This window comes from Microscilla marina ATCC 23134 (assembly GCF_000169175.1).
GTDB classification, from domain to species: Bacteria; Bacteroidota; Bacteroidia; order Cytophagales; family Microscillaceae; genus Microscilla; species Microscilla marina.
This window is the reverse complement of record NZ_AAWS01000074.1, coordinates 18,908-31,538: the sequence shown is the minus strand read 5'-3', so window position 1 is coordinate 31,538 and position 12,631 is coordinate 18,908. Positions and strand designations below refer to the sequence as shown.

General features: G+C 39.8%; 10 protein-coding genes. 3 read left to right on the top strand and 7 right to left on the bottom strand.

The genetic code is table 11. The features are described 5' to 3' along the window. On the bottom strand, positions 1-227 hold a 227-nt coding region (locus M23134_RS34880; protein WP_002705113.1), incomplete at its 3' end, for a hypothetical protein. An 80-nt stretch (positions 228-307) separates the two neighbouring features. After that, positions 308-790 (bottom strand): RNA polymerase sigma factor, encoded by a 483-nt coding sequence (locus M23134_RS34875; RefSeq protein ID WP_002705111.1) that lies wholly within the window; start codon positions 788-790, stop codon positions 308-310. A 522-nt stretch (positions 791-1,312) separates the two neighbouring features. Here M23134_RS34875 and M23134_RS34870 point away from each other — a divergent pair. Then, a complete protein-coding gene (locus M23134_RS34870; RefSeq protein ID WP_002705109.1) occupies positions 1,313-2,554 on the top strand; it encodes a leucine-rich repeat domain-containing protein in 1,242 nt (413 codons plus the stop codon). 54 nt (positions 2,555-2,608) lie between these two features. Here M23134_RS34870 and M23134_RS34865 read toward each other — a convergent pair whose 3' ends face one another. Both M23134_RS34865 and M23134_RS34860 read right to left on the bottom strand, forming a co-directional pair. Further along, the gene (locus M23134_RS34865; protein ID WP_045114946.1) at positions 2,609-3,658 is read right to left on the bottom strand and encodes a hypothetical protein; all 1,050 of its coding nucleotides are present in this window, start codon (positions 3,656-3,658) and stop codon (positions 2,609-2,611) included. 134 nt (positions 3,659-3,792) lie between these two features. Then, positions 3,793-4,998, bottom strand: a complete 1,206-nt coding sequence (locus tag M23134_RS34860; RefSeq protein ID WP_002705105.1) for a hypothetical protein — start codon at positions 4,996-4,998, stop codon at positions 3,793-3,795. A 622-nt stretch (positions 4,999-5,620) separates the two neighbouring features. Here M23134_RS34860 and M23134_RS39450 point away from each other — a divergent pair. Together M23134_RS39450 and M23134_RS39445 are read left to right on the top strand one after the other, a co-directional pair. Next, complete coding sequence (locus M23134_RS39450; RefSeq protein WP_002705103.1) at positions 5,621-7,003, top strand: PP2C family protein-serine/threonine phosphatase; 1,383 nt, start codon at positions 5,621-5,623, stop codon at positions 7,001-7,003. Positions 7,004-7,263: 260 nt separating this feature from the next. Then, positions 7,264-8,631, top strand: a complete 1,368-nt coding sequence (locus M23134_RS39445) for a PP2C family protein-serine/threonine phosphatase (RefSeq protein ID WP_002705102.1) — start codon at positions 7,264-7,266, stop codon at positions 8,629-8,631. A gap of 65 nt (positions 8,632-8,696) precedes the next feature. On the opposite strand, the gene M23134_RS39440 is transcribed toward M23134_RS39445, so the two are convergent. The 3 genes from M23134_RS39440 to M23134_RS34835 form a co-directional block, all read right to left on the bottom strand. Next, positions 8,697-10,625, bottom strand: a complete 1,929-nt coding sequence (locus M23134_RS39440; protein ID WP_002705101.1) for a T9SS type A sorting domain-containing protein — start codon at positions 10,623-10,625, stop codon at positions 8,697-8,699. Between the two features lie 377 nt (positions 10,626-11,002). Beyond that, positions 11,003-12,127 carry a leucine-rich repeat domain-containing protein gene (locus M23134_RS39435; RefSeq protein WP_002705098.1) on the bottom strand — a complete coding sequence of 375 codons (1,125 nt, stop codon included), beginning with the start codon at positions 12,125-12,127 and terminating at the stop codon, positions 11,003-11,005. 160 nt (positions 12,128-12,287) lie between these two features. Then, complete coding sequence (locus M23134_RS34835) at positions 12,288-12,566, bottom strand: hypothetical protein (protein ID WP_002705097.1); 279 nt, start codon at positions 12,564-12,566, stop codon at positions 12,288-12,290. Positions 12,567-12,631: the final 65 nt, after the last annotated feature.

Here is a 12,631-nt window from a genome sequence, read left to right as displayed (position 1 = left end):
AGGAGCCGTAACGGGCTTTGGGCAAGTTGATAAATACCAATGTTCAAGGCGATCAACAACCCAGCCGCTACCCCAGAAAACCGCCACTTGTTTTTTTTCTTTATTTCTGAGGCTCTCAAGGTAGCTTCCCACATGCTATCAAAACCAGGGGTAAACCCAGTCTCTGTTTCTTTTTGTTGTTTAAATAAGTTTTTTAATTCAGAATCTTGCCAGGGTTTAGCAGCCATATTTATTATTTTTTATTGAGTCGAAAAATATAAATTTTAAAACAAGTCACGGGTGAGGTTTGCCTGTTTTAGTCTTTTTCTTATTGTTTTTTACCGCGTTCGTAATGAGTTCTTGCGGTGCCAGTCGTAATGCCCATAACCTTTGCCGCCTCTTCTATGCTTAAGTCCTGGTAAAACACCAAATGCAATATTTGTTGCTGTTGGGCAGACAGTTGCTTAAGCATTGTTTGAAAAATGAGCTGTGTCTCCTGATCTTGTGGGCTTGCGTCAACCTGGTGAGTAAACAGGTCAATATGACCACTCAACGCATCATTCAACTGGATAAGGTGAGGAGATTTTTTGCGGTAAAAGTCAATGGCAGTATTTCTTATTATCGTAAAAAGCCAGGTTTTAAATTGTGCCTTTTGTTGACGGTACTTTGCTTTCTCTTCCAGTATTTTCAAATACGACGACTGTAGCAAATCTTCTGCTTCTTCCCGATTACCATTACAACACCTGAGTGCCCAGGCAAAACTCTCCTGGTGATAGGTCTCCAGTTGTTGTCGTATTTGTATAATATCCATTGTATATAAAATCTGAGAAGTTGTTTGGTTATTTTATCGCGGGAGAAAGTGATTTATAGTACATCATCTACAAAAAGCCTTAACAGCTATAGTTAAAAAGGGAGAGGCACCCATTTTTGTACTTAGGAATAGTAAGGAAAGATTACCGTGCCACTGAAAAGTTGTTTTTTGTCTATTCCTTCGTGGATTTTTGGCATAACCATACGTGTGATCGTGGTTATCTTTGAACTTTGCCAGTGTTCTTTGTTGTGCAGGAAAAAAGGAAGACAAAAAGTGATGATTTGCCAGTGTAGAATATTTTTTATCTCCGTAGGTGGGTGAACCTTATGTTCGAAATCTCGACAATTGTATTGTCGAGGTTAACAAAAGTTATCCACAATCCACATTTGCTTTGTTGATAAGTCTGACTACCTGTGCAACAAGCTCATTGATTAGTCGTTTTAGAGAGTCAAGTTTATGAACTAAATTCTTGACAATCTTCATTCTTGACCTATTTTTGTGTATAGCCATTAAATACAACCCATGTATTATCATAAAATTCATTATTTACTTGTTTGCTCAATTTTTTGCCTGTTTTTATTACCCTTACAAACCCTGGGGCAAACCAAGCTCCTGACTGAAGATGAATTGCTAGAGGCAAAAGTGTATACCACGCTCAAAGAAGCATTACAAAACCCCGACAGTGTATTTAAGTTTAAGCTCAGAAACCGCTTGCTTGAAAAAGTACCTGAAGAACTGTTTCAGTTCAAAAATATCCAAAGCCTTGAGCTGGAAGTCAATCACTTTAGGCAGTTTCCAGTGGGGGTGTTGCGTTTTAAAAAACTACAGGTGTTACGTTTGGGCAAAAACTATTTTAGAAATGTACCCGAAGAAATAGCCCAACTTAAGCATTTGCGGGTGCTCGACTTGCAGTGGAACTACCTGACCACCCTCCCCGAAAACCTTGCTAAACTCAAAAAACTAAAAGAACTTAATATCAAGTGGAACGCTTTTGAAGTATTTCCAGAGATAGTGACTAAACTGTCAAGCCTTGAAAAACTCACCATGCACTTTAACAAACTCAAGCGTATTCCAGCGTCTATAGGTAAACTTTCTAAACTACAATACCTGGAAATGTCAGGCAACGAACTCATTGGTTTGCCCAACTCTATTGGCAACCTCAAAGAACTGCTTAGTTTAGATGTATCCGACAATCATTTTATATCATTGCCACAAGAGGTGGGCACCTTGTCTAACCTGGAAATCTTAGACTTAGGCAACAACCAAATTACCCGTTTAAATAGCAAGCGTATACAAATGTTGGTGGCAGCTAAAAAGCTGAACAAAATATGGGTATTGCCTGACAATCTCCATTCGCTTAAGCAACTAAAAACTCTAGATTTGGTAGGCAACCAACTGACTAAGTTGCCTAGTGAAGTAAGCAAAATCAAAAGTCTTACTACGCTAGACCTAAGCGCCAACGAAAACCTAGACCTCAAAATGGTTTGTTCGCAACTTAAGCAGTTGCCTCGTTTAGGCATTGTGGGTTTGCGTTATTGTAAACTTACAGCATTGCCGCCAGAGTTGGGCGAACTTACCCAACTACAGGGTTTAGACCTTTACGAAAATCAGTTAACCCAGTTGCCCAAAGAAATGGGCAACCTCAAAAGACTACAAGTGTTAATTCTTATCAAGAATGCCTTTACCAAAAGCACCCAAAAGAAAATACGCGAAATGATGAAGCACTCAGAAGTGATTTTTGGCGAATACGAAGGGAGGAATTGATGGATGCTGTGTAGGGAGGGATAAGTGTACCCAGAAAACCTGCACAGCATTTTTTTACTTCAATAAGCGCATCACCTGTTGATATGCAGGTTTTGCCAGCTCGGTTTTAAGCAATTGATAAGGTTTACGAAAGTTGCCCCTACCTCTGTTATCAATAAAAGTGTAGCGTTCGGTTTCTCGTACCTTATGCCCTTTTTCTTTAAGTTGGTTCAAAATCTTTTTTCTCAAAGCAAAATATTGTTCAATGAGTTCTCCAAACCCCTTGTCTATAGCGTTGTAGGCTTTTTTGAAGCTACGATTGCCCAAAATGCCCATATATACCAACTGGTGGCGTTTTTTAGCCCATATCATATATTTGAGAATATAAAACTTAAACTCTAGGTAGGCATAGTATGTAGCGTCTAGTTCTGCAAAAAAATTGAACCAGTCGGCAGGGGTTTGTTTGGTTTCTTTGATATAATAATTATACAAGTTCATAGAGTTTTTTGCTCCCTGATAATAGGCGTTTAGCTCGTCGAGCAAGCCATAAACCCCCTCCAACTGAGTGCCCTGACTTTTTTGCGAAGGCGAAATGTAGGTAGCAAACCTGAATGTTTGCAGGTCTTTGGGTACAATCTGTGCAATTTCTTTACTTGGAAAGGTTTGAGTTTGCGTGACCAATATTGATTGTTGAGTGTGAATGAAAAATAAAGAATAGTGTTTGTTTCGGTTATAAAGGTGTGGTGTTTTTCGCAAAGTCTGGTAAGCAAGACGTTGGGTGTATAAATGACAAATCTCATGTACCACCGTGTTGAGATCTTTGGCGATGTCTGCGTCGGTGGCACCGTTCATAAACGCTACAAAGTCTATATTACTACCCAGGCTCACGCTGGTTTTGCCTATTCGAAACGATGCAGGAGTGTCGTAGTATGCTTTGACTATAGCATACCCATTAGGATCATATTTTTTGAGCAATTGCCAGGCACGCGCTTTTATTTGTGCCCGATTGCGGCTTTGGGCATAGGCAGTGCTGGTGATTTGTATGGTGCATAATAAAATTAGTACACTTTTTAGCCATCCCATGATATAGGGATTTCGGTCGTTTTTCAACAATCCATGATTCATAATTTATGCAGCTACTTTGGTTTGTAATTGTGTTTTTATAGAAGGTGTGATGCGTTGTATTTATCCAGTTGGCAGAGGCTTGTCATGATACTAAGTCATAAAGTGCAGACTATTTTAAAAAACTCAAGGTCTCTTTATTTTTTACGCGTAGCTACCAACAAATTGGCACCTTGCTTTAGGTAGCCAAACGCAAAAGGCAAGGCTTTAATATTTTGGCGTGTATTGTATTTTTGGCGCAAGCTTTTCTGGTAGTATAACTTATTATACATAGCTGGTGCCCCTACATAATGGCCATAAAACGATAAATTCCATCTTTGGGCATCTTTGGCAAAAGCCTTCAGTGGTATACCTGAGTCATCTTGTACACACACCTCAGCATGAGCTAAAATTGCCTTTTGTAAGGTAGCAAAACCAGGTTTGTGCAGCCAATAGCCAGCAGTTTTTAGCATGGCAATAGGGTGGTTAAGCGCATTCATTAGCTGAGTCACTACTTGCTGGTTTTTTTCCTGGCTCAAGTCAGTTTGGATATAAAGCAAAGATTGTTTTCTGGTTTTTGCTACATTCAAAAACTCTATTCTTACCCCTTTGAGGTTGTTTTTTTCTGCCTGAGCAGCTTTATTTTCATCAATCACCGTCTCTATGCTTTGTTTATCCAGCGTTACGTATTCTATATTACTTATGTGGTTATCGGTGCGGGCAAGCAGCACATTCAACACAGGCAATACACCTAACTTACTTAAATGTTGTTGCATGTCTACAGAGCTAAAATATCCTCGTTGTGAGAAAAGACGCAAGGCATTTCTTACATTACCCAAATAAGCATTCAATTCATTTTCTTTAAGGTCTTTAAGTGCAGGTAATGTACCGATTGGCTCGGCTCCCAACAATATGTACTCGTCGCAATTGGGGAATAAGGTATAGGCGTGTAAAAAATCAGGACCACTTAAAGGATATATTAACTGATGCGAAGTGTTGTTAATATGATCGAGCGCAGAAGAACTCCAGGTACGCATCTTTTTCAAACGATCAGCCTCAAGCATTTTCCACATGCCCTCTATGGCTGTAATGTGGGTTTTGGTAGCTTTTTGATCAAAGATACGGGTAACCATTTGATTACCTGCCGTATTGAAAGGCATGCCGCCTAAGATAAGCGCCAGTGAGGTGGCTTTTTCGTCAATTTTCAGGGCAGTATTTTCACCAGTGTTGTTCACTGTTTGCACATGATCCCGTTGAATAGAGCGATTCTCTAAACGAGGCATTTTCTCTTTTTTATCGCCTGCAATGCGATAGATAAAAACAGAAGCTACCAAAACTAAAAAAATCCAGATAAACTTTCTCATAAATAGTGAGCACTTTGCCGAATGGTAAATATACTAAAAAACCTCAAAAACCAATATGATTGTATGGATAATCAAGTAGTTAACCATCTAAGGAAGTGCTTGGTAGATAGGGTGTATGCACTTGCCAAATAAGTATAACTGATGGTAGGTAAAAGGCCTTTATTGTGTATGAGTAAAAACACTCATGTGCTTTTTTGTTAAAGTGGTCGCCCTAAACCTTGAGTTCATCGATCCTTACCAACTTGTGATGACCAAACCATGTTTAACTGTATAAGGTAGCGTATGTTTGGTATGATTGGCTCCTGAGCCTTCTTATTTGTAGATATAGCCTTGTTTCTGTATTAAATACCTGAGCAATTATTAAAAACATGCAAGGTATGACCTAAAAAATACCTGGTGAAAACTGTTTTGTTGAGTTTAAAAGGTGAACAAAGAGAAGTAGGCCTTCCTACAGAGTCAGTAATCAATTGGCTAAGTAAAAATACTTAGAATCATTCTTCTTTGTTTATTGTTATGTATGTATGACCATTCCCTTTTATTTATTCTTTGATCATAGAAAAAAGGTCAATCTATTCAGCTGAGCAAACACAAACGAACTTATTTGGAATAAAAAACTGATAAAATGAAAATTGCTCCCATCACTAACAATGAGTCAGAACGTCTGAAAGCCCTGTATCGCTATAAAATCATGGGTACAGATTTTGAGCAAGAATTTGACGATTTGGTTAAACTTGCTTCTCATATTTGTGAAACTCCCATTTCTTTAATGTCTCTGGTAGCAGAAGATAAGCAATGGTTTAAAGCCAAGGTAGGTCTTGAGCCCAGAGAAACCCCTCGTGAACAAGCTTTTTGTGCGCATGCCATCCACAATCCCGAATTATTTATTGTAGAAGATGCCACCAAGGATGAGCGTTTTCATGACAATCCGTTGGTCACCGGAAACCCTGATATCAGGTTTTATGCTGGAATGCCCCTCACCACCCCTGATGGCTTCAGCCTGGGTACATTGTGTGTAATAGACAAACGCCCCCGTGACTTAAGCGAAGCTCAAAAAACCGCCTTAAAAACTTTGGCTTCTCAGGTGATCGCTCAGTTGGAGCTACGCCTGAAGTTAGAGACCATTGCACATGAAAAGAGAAAAGCTACTGAAAAAAATCAAGACATTGTAGAAAGCATCCGTTATGCCAAGCGTATTCAAAGAGCCATGCTTCCTGCTACCGATGAAGCGCACAAGTTGTTTAGCGACTTCTTTGTTTTTAATCAACCCCGTGACATTATAGGAGGCGACTTTTATTGGATATCGGAAGTAAAAAATAAAAAAATAGTAGTGGTAGCAGATTGTACCGGACATGGGGTACCAGGTGCTTTGATGGGAATGTTGGGCAATACATTGTTGCGCGATGTGGTAGACAAAAAACAAGTGACTGATCCAGAGAAAATTTTGACTTACCTAGATGCTGAAATATCTAAAGTATTGCACCAGGAGGAGAACAATAACGATGATGGAATGGATATGACTGTAGTTTGTGTAGACGACCAAGCCCAAACTTTGACTTTTGCCGGAGCGCACCACAAAATGGTATATGTACAAGCAGGGGCAACTTATGTAGTGTCAGGAGACAGGTGTGGAGTAGGGGGAAACAGTAAAAAAGAGCAAGGAGCAGAGTTTACGTCATATAGCATAGATTTTTCTGAAGAAGAAGAGCAACCAGTATTTTATCTTTTTTCTGATGGTTTCAGAGATCAATTTGGTGGCAAAGAAAACAAGAAATATTCTTTAGGTAAATTGATTAAAACTTTGCAGCGTATTCATCAAAAACCAGGAAGTATTCAGCAAAAATTATTAAAAAATGAATTGACCGAGTGGATGAGTGTAGCAGGTGAGTCTCAAATAGACGATGTGTTACTCTTGGGTTTTTGCCCTAAGCCACCACAAGTACAAAAAAACAAAAAGCGTTCGAGCAAGGGCAGTCGTAAAAACAACCTGCATTCAATGGTGAGATGAAATAAATTGCAGACATAGGCAAGGGTGTAACAGTTTGCCCACTAATGAGCATTTTATGTGTTTTTTGTTGAGGGAGTCCGGTTTGTTTTAAAAGATCGAAAACCATTTACCCTTTGAGTTGTTGTATTGTAAATCCAGCAATTATTGTACGATTATTGTATGGTACAACTTGAATTCTTAGTGTATTAAAGTAAGGTGGTTCATCCACCAATCAAGCTATACAATTTATAAATCAACTAGTGGAATAAAGAACCGATAAGATGAAAATTGCTCCAATTACTCCTGATGAACCAGAACGCTTAAAGACATTGCATCGCTATAATATATTAGATACTGGGTTTGAGCAAGAGTTTGACGACCTTGTCAAACTTGCCTCCCATATTTGCGAAACCCCCGTGTCTTTAATGTCTTTGGTGGCAGAAGACAAGCAGTGGTTCAAGGCTAAAGTTGGTCTGGAGCCCAGAGAAGCACCACGAGAACTGTCTTTCTGTGCACATGCCATTCATACCCCTGATCTGTTTGTAGTAAAAGATGCTACCAAAGATGAACGTTTTCACGATAATCCGTTCGTGGCAGACCACCCCAAAGTAAGGTTTTATGCAGGTATGCCCCTTACTACTCCCGATGGCTTTAACCTGGGCACATTGTGTGTCATAGATCAGCGCCCACGTGACTTAGATGAAGCTCAAAAAAAAGCATTGAAAACCTTGGCTGCTCAAGTAATAGCGCAGTTAGAGTTGCGCTTGAAGCTAAAAACAATAGGGCAGGAAAAAAGAGTAATTGCTGAAAAAAACCGAGCCATTGTAGAAAGCATTCGTTATGCCAAGCGTATTCAAAGAGCCATGTTACCTGCGATCGATGAGGTAAATAAAATGTTTGATGAGTTTTTTGTGTTCAATCAGCCTCGCGATATTATAGGAGGAGATTTTTATTGGATATCAGAAGTAAAAGATAAAAAAATAGTAGTAGTGGCAGATTGTACTGGGCATGGGGTGCCAGGTGCCTTGATGGGAATGTTGGGTAATACATTGCTGCGCGATGTGGTGGATAAAAAACACGTAACAGAGCCAGAGAAAATATTATCTTACCTGAATACAGAAATTTCTAAAGTATTGCATCAACAAGACAACGACAACCACGATGGCATGGACATGGGAGTGGTTTGTATAGATGATAAAGCCCAAACTTTGACTTTTGCCGGAGCACACCATAAAATGGTCTACATCAGAGACAATGAATCTTTTATAATACCTGGTGATAGGTGTGGAGTAGGAGGGAATAACAATAGTAGAAGAAAAAATAAAATAATTTTTACTGCACACACTGTAGATTTCTCTGATGAAGGAGAGCAACCTATCTTTTATTTATTTTCTGATGGCTTCAGGGATCAATTTGGAGGTGAAAAAAACAAAAAATACACTTTACGAAGACTGATAAAAAAGCTGCACAATATTTATCAAAAGCCGGGGAGCATTCAACAAATTATCTTGAGAGATGAACTCAAAGAGTGGATGACCGCAGGAAGCGAAGTGCAAATAGATGATGTATTATTGTTAGGTTTTCGCCCTAAGTCTGCACAATGCCAAACAACGCAGCCTGCTCAGGTAACAGAATGGATGCAGGCATAATATAGTGGTAGTAACAAGATAAAATGAGTCCCAAAATTAATCAATTTTGGGACTCGTTTTGTTAACTATCTATTAATGATAAGTGGTTTATAAAACTTTTGTTGTTGATATATCACCATTACTGTGTACATGCCTGCGGGTAATTTATTGACAGGTACTTGCATTACTTGGTTGGTTTGCCCTGTTTGTTTGAGTTGCCCCTGTCCTAATTGATTGATCACATATACAGTGATTGGAGACACTTGCCCGGTTTTAACTACCAAGCGAATATCTTCTTTGGCTGGGTTGGGGTACAAATCAATGCTTGGCGTAGTAGTTTGATAATTGACCGCCTGCCACTTTGAGTAAGAGGTCGCCCCGTCTGTATCAACTGACTTTAGTCGGTAGTAATTGATGCCACTGTTAGGGTAGTTGTCTTGTGCCGAATAGTGCTGTAAAATAATGGAGTTGCCTACCGCTTCTGTCCTGCTTATTTGACTAAAAGTGTGAAAGTCAGTTGTTTTTTCAATGATAAAATGTGAAGTATTCTTTTCACTGATAGTTACCCAACGAATGTCAACAGTATTTTGATCGGTTAATTTTACGCTAAACTTGCCCAACTCTATGGGTAGAGGTATTGTGGTACCAGGTACTGTCCAGCCGCTATCGGTACAACTACTACAGGTTCCTCCGTCGGTACCAGTAGCATCGCATCCTGGGCTTCCTGCATTACAGTCGTTGCCCGGTATACCAGGAGTACTACTAAATACTGCTGGTGTACCAGGAGGATTGTTCACCAGTAAGGGGCCTACTCCACCACCGCCACCGCCACCATGTGCAGCGCCATCGTCTACATTGGCTCCACTACCACCGTTGGCATGGGCTACTATAGCACAAGGTAAGTTGTATTGGTTTACTTCAAGTAGTATAGTACCTCCAGCACCACCCCCGCCGCCACCGTCGTTTCCTGCTGTGATAGAAGCATCTTCACCATCTGCCAAAAAACCATAGGTTCCCCCACAGTTAGTAGTCACTATATTAGCGCGTATGATGATCATACCCCCTCCTTTGCCCCCTACCGTAGCATTGTTGTTATTTTGTTGACCGCCGCCACCGCCACCGCCCATAAACACCTTGTTGGTGCCTGCGCTGTAGTCAAGGGCAATGCCTCCCAAACCACCTCCATTGGCAACGCTCCCTGGGCAAATACTAGCACCAGGCCACCCTTTGCCCCCTATGCCTCCAGCAGTATAGTTGCCACCACCACCGCCACCGGCATTGTGGGTGCTACCTCCTCCGCCTCCATTGGCAAGGTTGGCTCTGCCGTACTCCATGTTACTTATCTCAGTGGTTATTCCTAAGCCTTTACGTGCTTGATGAGTTCCGTCAGATGTTCCTCCACTACCTGCATTCCGGGCATAATCGGTGCTTTTTACACAACCCCCATCGCCAGTGGTATTAGGTACCCCCCCACCAAAACCTTGTTGGCTTACATCTACATTGGCGCCCAGTGTAAGTGTACCACTCACCTCAAACGTAACAATGCCACCTGTGCCTTGTGAGTCGTTCCAAGTATCTGGAGTAACAGTTCCATTGATGGTTACATCGGTGTATTGGGGTACACTTACCACTTGTACATAGCCACCCGGTGTGCCAGGTGTATAAGTACGATTGATGTCATCGAGGGTAATCTCATAGCCTCCTCCCCCCAAGTCATTCAGAAATTGTATACTTGCCATTTCGTAGTTTCCGGCGTCGTTGTAAGACAATATATCACCAAATGTTGCAGTATTGGTACCATCAATGGTTGCTCCTTTCATTTGAATGAGTAATACTTTTTCTCCAGCATCAAAATCGATGATACTCCCATTGAGGTTGTCTATGGTAACTACATTAGTACCTGTATTAATAGCCGTGACACGTGCGTAGCTATTTACTACTCCACTAATAGTTTGACCCAATGACAAAGAAATGCTGATAGCCAGGAGGTATACTGTGAGAAATAAGGTTTTCATATTCTTTATAATACTTTGATAATACTTAGTAAAATGGAAAAAATAAATTGTTCCAAGAGAAGGTAGTACCTGTTTGTTCTGCCTTGTGAAATCTCTGATTATACGAGCGAAAAAACATAAAGCTCAACGCAATTAATTTTTGCATAGTTCGCTTTTGGACTCCCACGTTCTATGGCAGTCTTTTACAGGATACAGTTTTTGAAGAATTACAACGCTCAAAAACGATGTGTGATGGAGCAAGTGAGTTTTACCGTTTTACTTATTGCCTGATGTAAGAAAATAACGCTCTATGTTGATTTAAAAAGATATTATTATGGCAATAAATCCGAATTAATAGAATAAAGTAACCTTTTTACGTAAAATACATCCAACTAAACCTAGGCTTGCCCAAGTGATTGAATATGTGTATAAATGTGCTTTAGCTTTTGATTAAGCTTTTCAATGTCTTGTTTTTTGTGTAAAATACGTTCGCTTGCCAAGTCACGGCGTACGCCTATGTCATCTACATGTGCTTCATGGGTGCGCTTCATCAATTCATCAGTAAAGTAGCCTTCCTTAAGCTCCGAAACCACCATGTTTTGTAGCTCTTCTTCCTGCATGAGAATCTCTGAAATAATATGAATTGCTTTTTCATAGTTTTGCAAGGTGATCATATATTCCTGATTATCAGACAGTCCACTGTTCTTTTTAGAAGGTGTGACTTCCTGGGCAAGTTCTTCTTTGAGCTTTTTAAGTTCTTCTTGTTCAAGCGCTTTACGGTTTTGGCTTTGGGTAATTTTTTTAAGCTCTTCTACCAAATGCTGTAGCTCTATGTTACGAAAACTGCCCTTTCCTTTGCATACATAACAAGTTTTACTGCCCATAAACCCAGTACCTTCGCATACCTCACAAATAAACAAAAGTGAATCTTCATTTTCACGGAAAAAATCTTTCACTTTCTTTAAAGCATTTTGTTTCTTTTTAAATAACGTTTGGTGCTGAAGTATTTCTGCCGGGATGTTTTGAATACGGTTGGGGTACACAAACAAGTGTTGTAGTTTGGGTAGTTGGGCTACTATCGAGGGCAAACTAATTAATGTATTGTGGCTAAGATCAAGGTGGTGTAAGTTTTCGAGTGCTTCTACTTCTGATGGAATCGTAATGAGTTGATTATAACTAAAATCAAGATGTTCGAGCTGAGTAAGCTCTTGCACCTCATAAGGCAGCTCTTTGATGTAGTTGTGGCTAAGGTTGAGGTACTTAAGTGTAGCCAGGTCTTTCATCTGAAAAGGTAAACCCTTGATTTGGTTATGACTAATGTCTAAGTAAATAAGGTTGGGCAAGTAAATGATTTCTTTAGGAATTTCAGGCAACTGATTGTGTTTAAGTGTCAATTGTTTGAGTTGCTTGAGGGTAAATACCTCGCGAGGTATTTCGGTCAGTTTCAAACCAGACAAATCGAGGCTGGTTAGGTTTAACCTTTGCACCTTGGCTATGCGTTGTGCTGTTTTCTTATTCATCATTTACTTATTTGTCTGTCGGAAACTTTACCGTAATCCAGTAATCTAATAATTCTTAGTGATGTTGTCAAAATAAGGCAATCAATTTTAACCTAGAGATTTTTTGTCAAGCGAGGCGGTTAAAATGTAGAAGTTACCCTTGGCTGTATTACTAATGGGGGTTTTAAAGAAAACGAACAGTAAGAGCAATAAATATAACCATTTGGACTACTATCCACAAAAGCGCTTTTAAATAGTTGGGTTGTTGTTTGAATAATAAAACCAAAGCAGTAAATATTCCAGCTGCAATGCCTGAAGGAATTGCTATGACAAGTAACAATGCCTGAAGGTTGAGTTTGCTGTTGGGACCCAATGATATGGCATAGCTCATTGCCAAGGCAGCAACAATAAAAACAAGCAAACCAGTAATGCCATTTCTTAAAATAAAATTGGTATGATTCATCTTCTGTAAGGAATTTTTTGCAATAATAATTATTTTAGCGCACATAACTAAGCATACCCCAATCC